Origin of the sequence: Pseudovibrio sp. Ad5, assembly GCF_001623095.1 — a bacterium.
In the GTDB taxonomy this organism is placed as follows: Bacteria; Pseudomonadota; Alphaproteobacteria; order Rhizobiales; family Stappiaceae; genus Pseudovibrio.
In genome coordinates this window covers 187,576-203,391 of record NZ_LMCH01000057.1, presented here as the reverse complement: position 1 = coordinate 203,391, position 15,816 = coordinate 187,576, and the positions used below count along the sequence as shown (strand labels likewise).

Below are 15,816 nucleotides of genomic sequence, written 5' to 3'. Positions count from 1 at the left end.
TATTTACTACCTACTTTGAATTTAGAGGGATGGTTTTCATGATTTTAAAACCCTCATTTGCGATGCTTTCTCGTGCCTCCAAATGGGCGCCTTTTGCCAGTGTTTGACGCTGGTTTGTCTAACAAGAATTCGCCGATACTTATGTTTTGCGTAGTGTCAGGTGAGCGGAGATAAAGGGTGCCTGGAGGCATTTATCATATAAGTGGTCCGATCAAGGTGATCTTAGGCGCATGCGCCTTGATCGGCGCTTATATGATCATAGATTATTTCTTCACCTACACTGCTGATGCTTATGTTTCTGCAGATGTGGTTTTGGTATCTCCTGAAATCTCTGGGTTTGTTACCGAAGTTCCTGTTGACCGGAACCAGAAAGTAGGGGCCGGTGAGCTGTTGATGCAGATTGACCCGGAACCATTCGCTCTGGCGGTTCAACAAGCGCGTGCGGATGAAGCAACTGCTCTTGCAAACCTTCGTCGTTCTGAAGCGGAAGTTCAGGTCGCCGAAGCATCTGTGACGGCTGCAGTTGCGAAGGTTGCTAACCTTTCTGCACAACAGCAGCGTTTTGAAGAGCTGACAGACAATGGTTTTGTGACCCAGCAACGTCTCGACAACATTACACTTTCGCTGGAAGAGGCGAATGCAGAAACAGATTCTGCCAGAGATATGCTGCGTGCCGCAACACACCAGGTTGAAGTGATGCGATCCACCTATGACGCATCAAAGTCTGCCACTGCTCTGGCGCAGTATAATCTTCGCAAGTCCTCGCTTTTGTCTCCTGTCGACGGAGTTGTGAGCGAATACTCGGTTAACCCTGGAAACTATGTGCTGGAAGGAGTGCCTCAACTGGGGCTTATCACGAACAGCAACTGGAGAATTGTTGCCAACCTGATTGAACGACATGCTGCACGGCTGACTCCGGGTCAGACGGTTTATTTTCAGGTCTCCAGTGATCCCTATCGTATTCACAAAGGCACTGTGAGGTCCATTGGACGTGGTGTTTCACGGATGGACGAGATGCCGCGTGTCTTGCCTTTTATTCCGTTGACGACAGATTGGATCCGCCTTTCTCAGAGGTTTCCTGTTGAGATTGATATGGGGGAGTTTTTGAAGGGCCACAAACCAATGCATGGGGGAGATGCCCGCATCTTCCTTGTGCATTAAGGAGGCACGATGTTTTTCAACTATGCCTTTGGTATTCGTACAAGTCTGATGGTCACTCTGGCTTCTATCATTGCGCTGTTGGTGGATGCAGATGATCCATGGTGGGCTGCGATGTCAGCTATGACGGTGGCTAATGCAGACTGGACCAATGTGTGGCGTAAGGGCCTGCAACGTGTCATCGGAACCGTTGCAGGCGGGTTCACTGGGTATTGGATCGCGGTCGCTGTTAAAAACTATGAGATTTTTCAGATGATTGCAGTTGGTTCTTTGGCTGCACTTGCAATTTATAAACGTATGGCGAGCCCCAACTATGCCTATGCATGGTTAATGGGTATTGTGACTGCGATGTTGGCTGTTTACATCTCTCTCATCGAGATTGATCGACTGTTCTACCTGATGGTTGATCGAACGATAACGGTTGCAATTGGTGTTATGACGGCTGCTGCAGTCTCCTATTTTTTCCTTGAAGAGACTTCAATAGGTGTTGGGGTTGGTCCTTTTTTGACCCCCAATATCGACACTATGGACAAGAGCTGGGTGTTCGCGTTGTGCCTGAGTGGGGCAGCTGTTGCGATGATTGCACCAATTATTTACGTCGGTCATGACTTGGCGGCCATGGTGCAGATCATCATCACGTCACTTGTTGTGCTTTATGGGCCGGTGGTGTCGGTGAAGAAGTTTGCTCTGAACAGAAGCTTGGGCTGCTTCATCGGGGGACTTATGGGATTTGGGCTCATTGGCCTTGGGCTGCAATCTTTTTTCTGGTGGGCCTTATTGCTGGGAATAGGTTTGTTTTTTCTAGCATCTGTACATCATGGCAAGAGCTATTGGGCCTATGCAGGTACGCAAGGTGGGTATGCGTTTGTTATTGCTGCGCTCGCCTCTGCCGGGCCTGTCGACAACTTCACTCAAGTAATTGACCGGCTCGTTGGGGTCATTCTAGGCGCTGTTATTGCAATGATTGTTCTGGTTGTTATTCGTATTTGGCAGGGAGCGGACTTCCCTGATATTGAACATATAAACCGCAAAAAAGCCCGTAAAGCTGCTGCTAAAAGAATATAAAAAAGAGAGGCTGTGAAATCACAGCCTCTCTGTGCATCAAGAAAAGTGTTTGTGGTACAATTGATTAAAGAGCCCCGGTGTATTCACCGCGAGCGGGATAATCATTCTTGATGCAGAAGTCGAGAGCACCGAGCATTGGTTTAAAGTCAGGACGTGCAAATGGCATAGTCTGCACATTCCCGAAGTAGAGAGTGCCGTCAGGCTTTACAAAGAACAGGCCTGGTTCAGCAAAGAGACCTGGCTCTTCGATACCGATAGACGTTTTTCCGCGACCTGCTGAAATGAACAGGCCCCATTCACGTGCTTTTGTCAGAGTAACGCCATAACCAACGCGCAGTTTGTCTGCTTTAATCGCATTGGAAAATGTTTGGGCACGGTCCTCTGTATCGGTTGAGAGGGCGATGGTTTTTACACCACGTTCCTCAAACTCTGGTGTCAGGCGTTCCAGTTCTTTTAGGTAGGTCGCACAAATGGGACAGTGCAGACCACGGTAAAAAACGACCAGAGTGGCAAAGTCAGAAGCATCGGCTGACAGATCGAATGTACCACCACCAAGAAGGTTCGCAGATAAGCTTGGGACTGGCTTGCGAGGGATAAGCATTGTTATTCTCCTGAGCTAAATTTTCTTTTTGTAGCTTTGCTCAATTCGACTTTTTGAAAGGGCAATTAGCAGTGGTCGATTTCTATTTGATATGATATTGAACGTTTAATTGCTTTTTGTTCGAAATAACTGACTGAGAGTTCGGATATGGCCACTGCACTTGCTGAGGTGAAACCGAGAGAGCTGCGATACGATCGCCTTTCTTCGCTTATTGAACGCTTTAAAGTGGAGGCACATATTCTTAAAAACACTGAGGATGAGGTGCTTCAGGGCAACTTTTTTATTCTTCGGTGTATGCAAGGTTTCCGGAAGCTTGTGTTTCTTCCCGCCAGTCCCAATAACCCCACTGAAGTTAAGCGTATCTGCGAGGATACTGTTGTTCTTGCCGGAGCTCGGGTTGAGTTTGGCGGGCCGGGGTCTCAGCTGAGTACAGCTTTGCCTGATTACGTGGAGATCTATCTCAAGGATGCGCCAGAACTGGAGAGCCTTGCTACATTGGTGGTGGAAGAAGTGCTTTCGCCTCGGTGCGGAAGTGCCGCTGTGATTAATCGCTTGTGTGAAGTGGTGGTGATCCGGCTGCTGCGTCATGCGGTGCGGTCCGGTGTTGCTTGCAGTGGTTTGATTGCCGGATTGGCTCATCCTAATCTAGCGCAAGCGCTTGTTGCCATTCATGAAGATCCTTCCAAGCAGTGGCGTCTGGAAAGTCTTGCAGAAGTTGCTGGCATGTCGCGCACACAGTTTGCTGTGCACTTCAAGGAGGTCATGGGGGAGACGCCAGGGTCGTATTTGAGCAACTGGCGGCTGGCATTGGCTAAATTGGACCTAGAGGCTGGGCGCCCTCTGAAAAGCGTTGCTGCGCGGGTTGGGTTTGCTTCACCAACGGCATTGTCGCGGGCCTATCAACGGCGTTACAATGAGCTTCCTCGTAATGTTGCATTGAAAACAGGTGTGGCTGCTTAAAACGGATGCGTTCTGCGTGTTTGTCCTAATGTCACATCTCTGCTTTATATGCTGCTCCGCTTTCTTTTCAGAATACAATTGAGCTGTGCATGAGTTTTACAGAACGCCCGACCAACCTTCCTGAAGTGCATGCCAAAGGTCATGCGCTGGAGGTTTTTGTTACCTTTCTAAAGCTGGGTTTGACGTCGTTTGGTGGGCCGATTGCTCATCTGGGTTATTTTCGCGAGGAGATCGTGAAGCGCCGGAAGTGGCTTTCCGAAGAAGCCTATGGTGATTTGGTTGCGTTGTGTCAGTTCCTACCGGGACCGGCCAGCAGTCAGGTTGGGTTTGGGCTTGGACTTATGCGGGCGGGACCACTGGGAGCTTTGGCTGCGTTCTTTGCCTTTACTGCTCCGTCAGCCTTGCTGCTCTTTGGATTTGCCTATTGGGCGAGCGCTTTTGAAGGGCCTGTCGGCATGGGGCTGATTCATGGCCTCAAGCTGGTTGCTGTTGCTGTTGTTGCTCAGGCTGTCTGGGGGATGGCACGCAACTTTTGTGCGGATCAGCTCAGAGCCGGGCTTGCTGTGCTGGCAGTGGTTCTTGTTGTTGCCTTCGGTGGTGCCGGAGGGCAAATTGCGGCGATTGTGGCTGGTGGTCTGGGAGGTTTTTTGTTTTGCCGCTCGGAGCCCAAAGCCGTGGTGCATGAGGTTCTATTTGCTCCTAGACGTCGGGTTGGGCTGCTTTCTGTCATTTTATTTGCTGTGCTGCTTTTTGGTCTACCCGTTCTGAGTGATGTTATTGTTGATCCGTTGCTGGGTGTGTTTGCCAGCTTCTACCATTCCGGTTCGCTCGTGTTTGGTGGAGGGCATGTGGTATTGCCACTGCTGGAAGCTGAAGTGGTTGGCAAAGGACTGGTGAGTGAGAGCTCTTTCCTTGCCGGGTACGGCGCGACGCAAGCCGTGCCGGGGCCTTTGTTTACATTTGCCGGATATCTGGGCGCTGAAATGCAGACTGGCTATGCAGCGTGGATTGGAGCAAGCATAGCGTTGCTGGGCATCTTCCTGCCAGGAGCGTTACTTTTGATTGCCGGTCTGCCTTACTGGGCTGTGCTGCGTCAGACACCTTCTGCACGTGGCATCATGGCTGGTGCAAATGCGGCTGTTGTTGGTGTTCTTGGAGCGGCCTTATATGCGCCTGTCTGGACCAGCGCGATCTTAGAGGCGAAAGACTTTGCAGCTGCGCTTTGCGGATTTGTTCTGCTGGTCTCTTTCAAATCGCCGCCATGGGTGGTTGTAGTGCTGCTTGGCCTGACCGGGATTGGCTTTGCGTTCATTTAAGGACTTCAGACAATAAAAAACCCGGAGTGCTGAGCATCCCGGGTTCTAAAACTTGTTGGCTTTGTTGATTAAGCAGCGAGGCTTTGCATTACGCTTTCAAACAGAGCGCGGCCTTCGAGGCCACCATGAAGATCTTCGATAAGATTTTCCGGGTGAGGCATCATGCCGAGAACATTGCCTTTGGCGCTGGTGATGCCTGCAATGTCGTTGAGAGAACCATTGGGGTTGGTACCGTCAGCATAGCGGAATGCGACGCGGCCTTCGCCTTCGAGTTCTTTCAGGGTTTCAGCATCAGTAAAGTAGTTGCCGTCATGGTGTGCAACCGGACAGCGCCAAACTTTGCCTTTTTCCATGTGCGATGTGAAGGCGCTGTTGGTGCTGGTGGTTTCCAGCATAACTTCCTTACACACGAAGTGGAGGGATGCATTGCGCATCAACGCACCTGGCAACAGGCCTGCCTCAGTCAGCATCTGGAAACCGTTACATACGCCGAGAACGTGACGTCCTTGATCTGCCGCAGTTTTGAGAGCTGGCATGATGTGGGAGCGTGCTGCAATCGCACCTGAGCGCAGGTAATCGCCGTAAGAGAAGCCGCCTGGCAGGACATAAAGGTCTGCTTCTGGCAGTTCAGTTTCAGTATGCCATACCGTGGCAACAGACTGGCCGGAGATCTGCTCCAGCGCTTTGATCATATCGCGATCCCGGTTGGAACCGGGGAATAGGATCACTGCGGATTTCATGAATGTTTCCTCTTGGATGGAGGGCCGCTTGTTACAGACGAGATTTTACAGAAGTAAAAACACCGCAAGAACAGAGAGGGCAGCGGGCAAGCCAATAAAGATGATCGCTTTGATAACCATGAACCGGATGATCCGGCCTGTATCGTCTTGCACGTTTATGCCCTCGCAGATTCTGCTATCGGATACAACTTACTTTTGAGCGAATTCTTGCCATGTGATTGAGTTCAATCACATGGAACGCGCTCTAGAGAAGCTCGATCGAGTAATTTTCGATGACGGTGTTTGCCAGTAGCTGTTCGCACATGGCTTCAATGTCAGCTTTTGCCTGAGCATCGGTGCGATCCGCCAATTCAAGGTCAAACACTTTACCCTGGCGGATGCCTTCAACGCCTTCAAAACCAAGAGAACCAAGGGAGCCTTCGATTGCTTTGCCCTGGGGATCGAGAACACCGTTCTTAAGAGTGACGGTCACACGTGCCTTCATGGTTCTAACTGGTCCTTCCTTACCAAAATGAGAGATTCAAGCGGTTTGCATTGCGCCTGCCGCGAAAATCCGTTCTTTGCGCGCGTTCATAACGCGGGAATCTATACTGGGGAAGTGAAAATGAGCGCAGGTAGTGAGATAGTTCAATACCCGTGCGGTAGTTTGCTTGCCCCAAAAATGCAAAACGGGCCGCAGGGGCCCGTTCATTGATTATTTGACTAGCACTGGTCCAGAATGTCCCGGGCGGTCGTTGTCGATCAGGATACCAAGCCTGCGGGCTACTTCCTGATAGGCTTCAACCATACCGCCCATGTTCTGGCGGAACCGGTCCTTATCCATCTTGTCGTTTGTGGAAGTGTCCCACAAGCGACAGCTGTCTGGAGAGATCTCGTCCGCGAGGACGATACGCATCATGTCGCCTTCGATCTGACGTCCAAGTTCGATCTTGAAGTCAACGAGGCGAATACCGACGCTCATGAACAGACCGGACAGGAAGTCGTTGATGCGGATGGCGAGTGCCATGATGTCATCAAGCTCCTGAGGAGCGGCCCAACCAAAAGCGGTGATGTGTTCTTCAGAAACCAGCGGATCTCCAAGTTCGTCGTTCTTGTAGTAGAACTCGATAATGGAGCGTGGAAGCTGAGTGCCTTCTTCCAATCCCAGGCGTTTGCACAGAGAACCTGCAGCAACGTTGCGGATAACGACTTCGATCGGAATGATTTCGACCTGACGGATCAGCTGCTCGCGCATGTTCAACCGGCGAATAAAATGGGTTGGAATGCCCATGTTATTCAGATTGTTGAAAATGTACTCAGAAATCCGGTTGTTCAGGACACCCTTTCCATCAACGACTTCATGCTTTTCGTTGTTGAAGGCTGTAGCATCATCTTTGAAGTGCTGAATCAGCGTTCCCGGCTCAGGACCCTCATAGAGAATCTTGGCCTTGCCTTCGTAAATTCGCCGACGGCGGTTCATAGGCACTTACCATTGCGTTTGTAGAACAAGTCGTACGGGTGACGTCGAGGCTTAAACCACTTGCCTTGCAAAACATTCGAGCAAAAATGCTGCGAATGACCCTCCAGCACTGGTTTTCGCATCTTTCGTCATTGCGAAAATCGCGATCCCGCTATGCGGCGCGGAACTTAACCGACTTTTTGATAAAGCACAAATGGGTAATTCGAATGGCGTCAACGCTCTCTGAAATGCTGCTGACTACAACTAATGGCTTTTGACCTGCAAATAGAAGTTGCGTACAATGATTTACGTAAGTTATAGCGTGGCTTGTAAGAGGGGAGGGACCTTTTTACATTGTCTGAGCTAGGAGGGAATAGATGAGCACGTTTGACAAACGAGCTGATGCGTTTGAAGGCAGTTTTGCAATGGGTTCTGAGCTTGCTTTCAAGGCTACTGCACGGCGCGATAAGCTGCTGGGCCAGTGGGCTGCTGAGAAGCTTGGTTTGGCCGGAGACATCGCAGAAGATTACGCCAAAAAGATCGTCCAAACGGATCTTAAAGAGCCAGGCGACGAAGACATTTTTGCTCGTATTTCTAAAGATTTTGCAGATGCAAGTGTTGAGCAGTCTGAACACCAGATTCGCCGCACTATGGAAGAGCTGATGGCTGTTGCGAAAAAGGAAGTTGCTGAGGAAGCATAAGCTGCACTCCTTAAGCAGGCTCACCAAGAGAGCCCTTAAACTAGAGAATTTGCCGTCTTCCCTTGATTATTTTCAGGGAGACGGCTTTTTTGTTTGAATGATAGTTTTGTTTTAGAGCTGGTGCTGCGTGGTTGATGGTGCCTGTGCTTAATCAGATGAGGCATTGAATGACTGAGAATAAGTGTCTGGCAGAAAAATTGAGAGCAGGGCAAACCATTGTGAGCGCGTGGGCAAGCCTGCCTTCCCCAATATTTTCTGATCTGTTTTTAAGAGGCGGCTACAAAGCAATCACGCTGGATTTGCAACATGGTTTGCTGACCACCGCTGAAGCGCGTGATTCTATCAAAGAGATCATTAATGGTGGCGGGCATGCTGTTGCACGAATCTGTGTCGACGACTTTAAAAATGCCAGCTGGTTGTTGGATGTGGGCGCTGAAGTGATAATCGCGCCGATGATCAACTCAGTGGACGACGCAAAGAAGCTGGTGGAATTCTGCAAGTATCCGCCGTTGGGTGCGCGTAGCTATGGTGCTGTTGGGGCAACTATGGCAACCGGTGTTTCCATGGATGATTACTTCGCTTCGGCAGATGAAAAGACGCTCGCAATTGCCATGATTGAGACGCCAGAGGCCTATGAAGCGCTTGAAGACATTCTGGCTGTTGATGGTTTGGATGGCATTTTTGTCGGGCCTGCTGACCTATCATTGACTGTTTCTGGCGGGAAGCGCGTGGAACCTGTTTCTGACGCTTCGCTGGAGATGCAGAAAGACATTGCGGAGAAAACCCGTGCGGCTGGGAAGATTGCCGGGATCTATTGTGTTTCCAAGGGGCATCTTCAGCACTCAAAGGCTGTTGGTTATCAGTTTATGACGTTTGGGACGGATTCGACTTTGTTTATCAATGCTGCGGCGGAAGCTGCAAGTTCATTGGATTAGAGCCACCTCATCTACAAAAAAGGCCGCCTTTGGGGCGGCCTTTTCTCATTTCAGGACCAGATATCAGACCTGAGTAGCTGCGCGGATTGCTGCGATGTTTTTGCGGTAGCTCTCTACTGTGCCGCCCTTGAAAACTGCTGAGCCTGCGACCAGTGTGTCAGCACCAGCTTTGGTGACTAATGGAGCGGTCTCAGGAGTGACGCCACCATCAATCTGGATACGGATTGGGCGGTCACCAATCATGCTTTTAATGCGGGCGACCTTCTCGATTTGAGAGTGGATAAACTTCTGCCCACCGAAGCCAGGGTTCACGGTCATAACAAGGATCAGGTCAACGCTGTCCAGAACGTACTCAAGGCAGCTTTCGTGTGTGCCAGGGTTTAGAGAAACGCCTGCTTTTTTGCCCAGATTGCGGATTGCCTGCAAAGAGCGGTGCAGGTGGGTGGTCGCTTCTGCGTGAACTGTGATGTAGTCCGAGCCAGCTTTTGCGAAGGCTTCAAGGTACGGATCACATGGCTCGATCATCAAGTGAGCGTCGAAGACTTTATCGGTGTGAGGGCGGAGTTTTGCAATGACGTCCGGGCCAAAGGTGATGTTTGGAACGAAGTGGCCATCCATGACATCCAGATGGATCCAGTCGGCTCCAGCTTCAACAACATCACGAACTTCTTGCCCCAGCTTAGAAAAGTCTGATGCAAGGACGGAAGGGGCGATAACGAGCGGCTGTGCCATAACAGGGATTCTCCTAGATGTGCCCAATTTGCTGTGCGGCTAACATGGACACACATGAGAAGCAAGTGGTGCGAACAGCGCAGCTTCCCGCACGGCGCTCAGGGGATTGTTGCTTCTGCTTCACGGATGTGTATCGCAGCAGGCTTAAGGATCCATGGAAGCAGATAGATCGGGAACTGGGCAAAGGCAAAGAACAGCCATGCGAGCTCTGGAATTGTACCTCCCAATGCAGCAACCATCAGACCCAGATTGCGGCTTCCGGTGCCGTAGGCGGCGATGAAGGCAGTTTGCCGTCCTGCAGGGTAAAAGATCAGGAAGGTTACGAGCAACTGAAGGGCTGCAATTGCAAAGACACCCACAAACAAGGCGGTGGCTTTGAACGGTGCGGTTATTGCAAAACCAGTCACACCATCCATCGCTGCGACGGCAAAGATAAAGAGCACGATACAGTTTAGGCCGTTGATGTGGTCTGTTACCTCGTTGATCCGTTTTGCGCCAAGCAAATAGTAAAGCAGTCGTCCCAGTCCTGCAGAGCCTATCAGGAACATGGCCAGATTGGTCGCCAGAGACAAAGGGGAGACCTGAAGGGTTTCTGGTAGCAACAGGTAGGCGAACAAAGCTGTGCTGAGAGGGGCAATGATCAATGACAGGGTTGAAATGGTGAGCGCGAGGGCTCCGTTGAGACCAAACATCCAGATAAAGATTGGCGTGGACATAACGGGCGGTGCGGCAGACACCATGAACAAGGCTGTCAGTACTCCCAAGTCGATCTGATCCAACCCGATAATCAAGCAGGTCACTGTTGCGAGCAGAGGGAGAATGAGCATTTGCCAGAGCATTGCCGCAAACGCTGGCAGTGGGCGTCTGAGCTGATTGGCAATGGCTGCGTTGTCTACGCGGATGAAGCTCAGTGTCAGCAGAATAAAGATTGCGGGCGTTAAGAGAATGCGCAGCGCTTCAGCAATGCCGGGCAGCAAAAGGCCGAGAAAGACAGAGATCGCGACTGCATTGGTGCCATTTCGCCCCAAAAAACGCAGGAGTGTATTGATCGGCTTCAGGCCGCTTAAAACGAATTTGGGGGAGAGCAATGTTTAGTCCACGCGAAAACTTAAGTGCAAGAGATCGCGCGACTAAACCATATCAGTCGAGTTTGAGCAAACATTTCAGTGTTTCAGCGACTACGCGTAAACTAACTGCGATTAGGCTGGTCTGGAAACGTTAGCTGGCAAACTCTTTAAGAGGTAACGCAACTGTTTCCTTAATTGTCGAAACTACAATGCGTGACTGAACATCTGAGACAAGAGCGTTGTCCAGAAGTTTCAAACGAAGGAAATCGTCATAAGACTTTATATCTGTGGCAACTACTTTGATGAGATAGTCCACTGCGCCAGTGATGCGTTCGCATGTAACAACTTCGGGCCATACTCCAATTAGCCTGTCGAATGTTTCCATGTTCTCGCGGCTGGGTACAGTGAGCTTAACAAAGGCATATGCGAGAAAGCCAAGCCCGACGGCTTCGCGATCAACCAGCGCAGCTGTCTGTTTGATGACACCAGACTCCTTGAGTTTCTTAATTCGCCTCCAGCACGGAGTTTGGCTCATACCGGCTTCTTTGGCGATATCTGCGATGGATTGGGATGCATCTTTTTGCAGAATCCGCAGAACTCGGATGTCGGATGGGTCCAATAAGGAATTTTCGCTCATGTGCCCTCTTAGGAATAATTTTTCGACTGAGTACGTATTTGTCGGTAGGATAGCACAGAAAGCACGCAAAAAAAGGATCACTATGGGCTAGGACGAAAGAATTGGTTTTGGCGGGGGGGACCGTCCACAGCCATGATGGGAGAGGAGCTCATTGAATGAACGTAAGTGTGCCACCGATCAGCTTACACGACAAATACACAGCTGAAACAGGCAATGTTTACCTAAATGGTATTCAGGCACTGGTACGACTGGCGTTGGATCGCGGTCGATTAGATCGTGCTAAGGGATTGAAAACAGGCGGTTTTATCTCAGGATACCGTGGTTCTCCAATTGCTGGTTACGACACGGAGCTTCAAAGATCACGTCAATATCTCGATCCGCTGGATATTCAGTTTCAGCCGGGAGTGAATGAAGAACTGGGCGCCACAGCAGTGTGGGGATCGCAAAAAGTCAGACAGCACGGCAAGGGCTCAGCCTTTGATGGCGTCTACGGTATCTGGTACGGGAAGGCGCCAGGTGTTGATAGAGCAGGTGATGTGCTGCATCAGGCAAGTGCTTCTGGAACCGACCCAAATGGCGGAGTTGTGGCACTTGCGGGCGATGACCATCTGGCAAAATCTTCCATTTTGCCCGCTCAAAGCGAGTTTTTTTTCCAGCATGCAGAAATTCCGGTTCTCAACCCGGCTGACATTCAGGAAGTTCTGGATTTCGGCTTACATGGGTTTGAGATGTCCCGTTACACCGGTCTGTGGAGCGCATTGATTTGCCTTGCAGATACGATGGATGCATCTGGTGTTGTTTCTGTTGATCCAAGGCGTATGTCATTCTCACGCCCTGCTGCGTTTGATCCGCGCAAGAATGCTGAGCTGAATCGTGTGCTCTTGCTCGGTAATCGGTTGGAGACAGAGCGTCTATTACGTGACATCCGCATGCCGGCGGTTCTGGCGTATGCAAAGGCGAATCGTCTCGACCATGTTGCCTATGGTGCGCAAAAGCCGCGTATCGGTATGATTGCGACAGGCAAAGCATTCCGTGATTTATGTCAGGCTCTTCGTCTGATGGGAATCACAGATCAACGGGCCAAGGAGATCGGGCTGGCGGTGTATAAGGTTGGTATGCCTTATCCGCTTGAGCCAACAGCATTTTCAAGCTTTGCGCGTGGTGTCGAAAAGATTCTGGTTGTTGAGCACAAGCGTGCGTTCATCGAGCCACAAATCAAAGAAATTGCTTACAACTGGCCGAGTGATCAGCAGCCGAAGATTCTGGGTAAGAAAGATGCGCAGGGAGAGCCTCTGCTCTCTGATGTTCTGGAGCTTTCCATTGATGAGATGATCCGTGTGATCATGAATTTCCTGCCTCAGGAATACGTCAATGACGAGATGCGTTCTGTTGCTGATTCCATGATGCGTCAACAGATGTGGGCTCAGGGAAATGGCGAGCTTGCGGCGCGTTCCCCTTACTTCTGCTCTGGTTGTCCGCACAATACGTCGACCGTGGTGCCTGAAGGGTCTCGCTCGATGCCGGGTATTGGCTGTCATGCCATGACCGAGATTAATGGCCGGACCACTGACGGTCAGATTGCCATGGGTGGTGAAGGCTCTTTATGGGTCGGTCAGGCGAACTTTGCGCGTGATGAGCATGTGTTTGCCAATATGGGAGATGGAACTTATTTCCACTCCGGTATTCTGTCGATCCGTCAGGCTGTTGCTGCTCGTGTGCCGATCACCTTCAAGATCCTTTACAATGACGCTGTTGCGATGACGGGTGGTCAGGAGATTGATGGATCTTTGACTGTGCCACAGCTCCTCAACCAGCTTCATGCTGAGGGGGTTGAGAAGGTTGTTCTGCTCAGCGAGACCCCTGAAGACTATTCTGGTCGCCAGGATCTTGCCGTTACCGAGCCTGTTCATCACCGTGATGATCTGATGAGCGTTCAGAACGAGCTCAAAGAGTTCAAAGGTGTTTCTGCAATCGTGTTTGATCAGACATGTGCTGCTGAAAAACGCCGTCGCCGGAAGAGAGGTTTGTATCCTGATCCGGATCTGCGTTTGTTCATCAATGACCGTGTCTGTGAAGGGTGCGGTGATTGTTCTGTGCAGTCCAACTGCCTTTCTGTTGAGCCTGTTGAGACGGTGTTTGGTGAAAAGCGTCGGATCAATCAGTCTTCCTGTAACAAGGACTTCTCTTGCGTGAAGGGGTTCTGCCCATCCTTTGTTTATGTGAAGGGTTCGAAACTGCGTCAGGCGAAACCTGCTGATTTTGCTCTTGATGAGTTTGTAAAGCAGCTGCCAGACGTTCAGTTGCCCTCTCTTGAGAACACTCGCAACCTGCTGGTGGCTGGTATTGGTGGTATGGGCGTTACGACCATTTCTGCGATTATCGCGATGGCGGCTCATATTGACGGGATCAAAGCATCTACGCTCGACATGACTGGCCTTGCTCAAAAGGGTGGACCTGTGACTTCTCACGTGCGCTTTGCTGCGGCGAGTGACACAATTGAAGGACCACGTGTGCCGCCTGCACAGCTGGATGTGCTGATTGCAAGTGATATGCTGGTTGCAAGTAAGGCTGAGCAGCTTTCTCTTTATCACAAGAGCAGAACGCATGGCTTTGTGAATACAAACGTCACGCCGACTTCTGAGTTTGTGATGAAGCAGCAGCTTTCTTTTGATGAGCATAAGATGAAGCGGACGCTGGAGCAGGGGACTCTTGATCTGAGAGCTCATGATCTGGCGAACATTGCTGAGAAGCTGTTGGGTGATGCGATTTACACCAACATGATGCTCATCGGATTGTCTTATCAGGCTGGTACTCTGCCGATCTCAGCACAAGCCATTGAGAATGCGATCTCATTGAATGGCGCAGCGGTTGAGAAGAACATCAATGCATTCCATGCAGGGCGTGTTCTTTACTCCAATCCTGATGCGATTTTTGCAGCTCTTCCACGTCAGGAAGCTGTGAAGGTGATGACGCTGGATGAGAAGATCGCCTTCTTCGCGAAAGAGCTTACCACTTACCAGAATAAGTCCTACGCCAATAAGTATCTCGACAAGATCTCCGAGATCAGGGCGCGGGATGAAGAGTTTGGTCCGGGCTCTCTTGAGGTGACGCACACCGCAGTTGAGATGCTTTACAAGGTGATGGCTTATAAAGACGAGTACGAAGTTGCGCGCCTTTATAGTGAGCCAGAGTTCCGCAAGAATCTTGAGGCTCAGTTTGCAGACCCAGGTGAGTTGCAGTTGATGCTGGCTCCTCCAATCCTGCCCGGTAAGCCGGATCCAAAGACGGGTCGTCCGCAAAAACGGGCGTTTGGTCCCTGGATCTTTAAGGCTTTTGAGATGCTTGTATCTCTTCGCGGTTTGCGCGGCACTGCTCTCGATCCGTTTGGATATGCGCGGGAGCGTAAAGAGGAGCGGGCTTTGGTGAAGCAGTACCGGGATGATCTCTCATTGGTTGGCGGAAAACTCGGTACAGCGAACTATGGATTGCTTCGCGAGTTTCTCAACTTGCCTGATTCTATTCGCGGGTATGGTCCTATCAAGGACGAGAACCTGAAGCTTGCACAACTCAGACGTGAGGAGCTGCTTGGCAGACTTGAGGAAGACCCGACAACGGTCACCTTTAAAGAAGCTGCTGAATAAGCCTTCGTTATTGGCGGAAAACAAAGGATGCCGGCCCTGACAAGGGTCGGCATTTTGTGTTTCAAATCACAGTTACGTGATTTCATTCTTGATATGCGTTCTCCTACGGGCAGCTATCTCAATTTTCTCAAAATTCGAACTTGTCTTTTTTTAGGTCTTCCTCTAAAACCGACCGGACGGTACAAAAACCGACTGGACGGTACAGAAACCGACCAGACGGTACAGGCTCCGATTAGAGGAGAGGGATACCAGCGTGGAAACAACAGCTGAACATATTCTGGATGCAGTCGAGCGTCTGGTTTGCATTGAAGGAACTCGTAAGCTGACCATTGATGCCGTGGCGGCTGAGGCCGGCATGTCTAAAGGCGGGGTGCTTTACAATTTCCGAAGCAAGCATGAGCTGTTGCTGGGTGTGATCCGCAGAGTTGTTTCTGAGGTTCGTGAACGGACTTACACGCTGAGCGACAAGTTGACAGAGCAGGGAGTGGCCTGTCCCATTTTGCGGGCCAGCTTCCAGATCTACAAAGAGTACAGAGAGAAGACCGCTCCGAAAGCATTGTTTGCTCTTGCTGCTCAAGAGCCTGAGTTGATTGTTGAATTTCAGGAGATGAGTGCTGAATTTGGAAGAGCAATCAACTGTGAGGTTAGTGACCCGGTTACGGGGCATATGTGTTTGCTCATAATAGACGGGCTTTATTATCGCCAAGCGCTGGGTATTGAACAAAACAGCACTGGTGAAATTGATGAACTTATTGATCGCGTGTTGGAAATCACCTCCCAGAATAACCGGTACGCCGAACTGAACGCTGAAGCTGGAAACTAAGG

The 15,816-nt window shown here is 50.5% G+C and carries 16 protein-coding genes; 8 read left to right on the top strand and 8 right to left on the bottom strand.

From position 1 onward, the window contains the following. Window positions 1-177 precede the first annotated feature (177 nt). On the top strand, window positions 178-1,161 hold the full coding sequence (locus PsAD5_RS15705) for an HlyD family secretion protein (RefSeq protein WP_208988638.1): 984 nt from the start codon (window positions 178-180) through the stop codon (window positions 1,159-1,161). 9 nt (window positions 1,162-1,170) lie between these two features. Continuing rightward, complete coding sequence (locus PsAD5_RS15700; protein ID WP_063292761.1) at window positions 1,171-2,223, top strand: FUSC family protein; 1,053 nt, start codon at window positions 1,171-1,173, stop codon at window positions 2,221-2,223. Window positions 2,224-2,287: 64 nt separating this feature from the next. Here the strand turns inward: PsAD5_RS15700 and PsAD5_RS15695 are convergent, their stop codons facing one another. Next, complete coding sequence (locus tag PsAD5_RS15695; RefSeq protein WP_057462577.1) at window positions 2,288-2,824, bottom strand: peroxiredoxin-like family protein; 537 nt, start codon at window positions 2,822-2,824, stop codon at window positions 2,288-2,290. A gap of 147 nt (window positions 2,825-2,971) precedes the next feature. Between PsAD5_RS15695 and PsAD5_RS15690 the strand changes: the two genes are divergently transcribed. Next, window positions 2,972-3,784 carry an AraC family transcriptional regulator gene (locus PsAD5_RS15690; protein ID WP_063292760.1) on the top strand — a complete coding sequence of 271 codons (813 nt, stop codon included), beginning with the start codon at window positions 2,972-2,974 and terminating at the stop codon, window positions 3,782-3,784. 89 nt (window positions 3,785-3,873) lie between these two features. Continuing rightward, entirely contained in the window at window positions 3,874-5,100 is a 1,227-nt protein-coding gene (gene chrA / locus PsAD5_RS15685; protein WP_063292759.1) for a chromate efflux transporter, read from the top strand. A gap of 68 nt (window positions 5,101-5,168) precedes the next feature. Here chrA and purQ read toward each other — a convergent pair whose 3' ends face one another. The 4 genes from purQ to purC all read right to left on the bottom strand — a co-directional run bounded on the left by purQ (window position 5,169) and on the right by purC (window position 7,299). Then, window positions 5,169-5,840 (bottom strand): phosphoribosylformylglycinamidine synthase subunit PurQ, encoded by a 672-nt coding sequence (gene purQ, locus PsAD5_RS15680; protein WP_063292758.1) that lies wholly within the window; start codon window positions 5,838-5,840, stop codon window positions 5,169-5,171. A 45-nt stretch (window positions 5,841-5,885) separates the two neighbouring features. Continuing rightward, on the bottom strand, window positions 5,886-5,993 hold the full coding sequence (locus PsAD5_RS28540; protein ID WP_193757775.1) for a phosphoribosylformylglycinamidine synthase-associated small membrane protein: 108 nt from the start codon (window positions 5,991-5,993) through the stop codon (window positions 5,886-5,888). Between the two features lie 91 nt (window positions 5,994-6,084). After that, a complete protein-coding gene (gene purS / locus PsAD5_RS15675) occupies window positions 6,085-6,324 on the bottom strand; it encodes a phosphoribosylformylglycinamidine synthase subunit PurS (RefSeq protein ID WP_057462573.1) in 240 nt (79 codons plus the stop codon). Window positions 6,325-6,534: 210 nt separating this feature from the next. Next, a complete protein-coding gene (gene purC / locus PsAD5_RS15670) occupies window positions 6,535-7,299 on the bottom strand; it encodes a phosphoribosylaminoimidazolesuccinocarboxamide synthase (RefSeq protein WP_008548091.1) in 765 nt (254 codons plus the stop codon). A 356-nt stretch (window positions 7,300-7,655) separates the two neighbouring features. Between purC and PsAD5_RS15665 the strand changes: the two genes are divergently transcribed. Both PsAD5_RS15665 and PsAD5_RS15660 read left to right on the top strand, forming a co-directional pair. Next, window positions 7,656-7,979, top strand: coding sequence for a DUF1476 domain-containing protein (locus PsAD5_RS15665; RefSeq protein WP_063292757.1), 324 nt, complete (start codon window positions 7,656-7,658; stop codon window positions 7,977-7,979). Between the two features lie 167 nt (window positions 7,980-8,146). Then, window positions 8,147-8,914, top strand: a complete 768-nt coding sequence (locus tag PsAD5_RS15660) for an HpcH/HpaI aldolase family protein (protein ID WP_063292756.1) — start codon at window positions 8,147-8,149, stop codon at window positions 8,912-8,914. Window positions 8,915-8,977: 63 nt separating this feature from the next. Here PsAD5_RS15660 and rpe read toward each other — a convergent pair whose 3' ends face one another. The 3 genes from rpe to PsAD5_RS15645 all read right to left on the bottom strand — a co-directional run bounded on the left by rpe (window position 8,978) and on the right by PsAD5_RS15645 (window position 11,350). Next, window positions 8,978-9,646 (bottom strand): ribulose-phosphate 3-epimerase, encoded by a 669-nt coding sequence (rpe, locus tag PsAD5_RS15655; protein ID WP_063292755.1) that lies wholly within the window; start codon window positions 9,644-9,646, stop codon window positions 8,978-8,980. A 98-nt stretch (window positions 9,647-9,744) separates the two neighbouring features. Next, complete coding sequence (locus PsAD5_RS15650; RefSeq protein ID WP_063292754.1) at window positions 9,745-10,734, bottom strand: hypothetical protein; 990 nt, start codon at window positions 10,732-10,734, stop codon at window positions 9,745-9,747. 130 nt (window positions 10,735-10,864) lie between these two features. After that, complete coding sequence (locus tag PsAD5_RS15645; RefSeq protein ID WP_063289568.1) at window positions 10,865-11,350, bottom strand: Lrp/AsnC family transcriptional regulator; 486 nt, start codon at window positions 11,348-11,350, stop codon at window positions 10,865-10,867. Between the two features lie 155 nt (window positions 11,351-11,505). Here PsAD5_RS15645 and PsAD5_RS15640 point away from each other — a divergent pair, with 155 nt between their 5' ends. Together PsAD5_RS15640 and PsAD5_RS15635 are read left to right on the top strand one after the other, a co-directional pair. Then, the gene (locus PsAD5_RS15640) at window positions 11,506-14,991 is read left to right on the top strand and encodes an indolepyruvate ferredoxin oxidoreductase family protein (RefSeq protein ID WP_063292753.1); all 3,486 of its coding nucleotides are present in this window, start codon (window positions 11,506-11,508) and stop codon (window positions 14,989-14,991) included. A gap of 253 nt (window positions 14,992-15,244) precedes the next feature. Continuing rightward, entirely contained in the window at window positions 15,245-15,814 is a 570-nt protein-coding gene (locus PsAD5_RS15635) for a TetR/AcrR family transcriptional regulator (RefSeq protein ID WP_063289566.1), read from the top strand. The last annotated feature ends 2 nt before the right edge of the window (window positions 15,815-15,816 follow it).

Coding starts and splice junctions, on each gene's coding strand:
- PsAD5_RS15700 (WP_063292761.1), top strand. CDS start 1,171: ATGTTTTTCAACTATGCCTTTGGTATTCGTACAAGTCTGATGGTCACT.
- PsAD5_RS15695 (WP_057462577.1), bottom strand. CDS start 2,824: ATGCTTATCCCTCGCAAGCCAGTCCCAAGCTTATCTGCGAACCTTCTT.
- PsAD5_RS15690 (WP_063292760.1), top strand. CDS start 2,972: ATGGCCACTGCACTTGCTGAGGTGAAACCGAGAGAGCTGCGATACGAT.
- chrA (WP_063292759.1), top strand. CDS start 3,874: ATGAGTTTTACAGAACGCCCGACCAACCTTCCTGAAGTGCATGCCAAA.
- purQ (WP_063292758.1), bottom strand. CDS start 5,840: ATGAAATCCGCAGTGATCCTATTCCCCGGTTCCAACCGGGATCGCGAT.
- purS (WP_057462573.1), bottom strand. CDS start 6,324: ATGAAGGCACGTGTGACCGTCACTCTTAAGAACGGTGTTCTCGATCCC.
- purC (WP_008548091.1), bottom strand. CDS start 7,299: ATGAACCGCCGTCGGCGAATTTACGAAGGCAAGGCCAAGATTCTCTAT.
- PsAD5_RS15665 (WP_063292757.1), top strand. CDS start 7,656: ATGAGCACGTTTGACAAACGAGCTGATGCGTTTGAAGGCAGTTTTGCA.
- PsAD5_RS15660 (WP_063292756.1), top strand. CDS start 8,147: ATGACTGAGAATAAGTGTCTGGCAGAAAAATTGAGAGCAGGGCAAACC.
- rpe (WP_063292755.1), bottom strand. CDS start 9,646: ATGGCACAGCCGCTCGTTATCGCCCCTTCCGTCCTTGCATCAGACTTT.
- PsAD5_RS15645 (WP_063289568.1), bottom strand. CDS start 11,350: ATGAGCGAAAATTCCTTATTGGACCCATCCGACATCCGAGTTCTGCGG.
- PsAD5_RS15640 (WP_063292753.1), top strand. CDS start 11,506: ATGAACGTAAGTGTGCCACCGATCAGCTTACACGACAAATACACAGCT.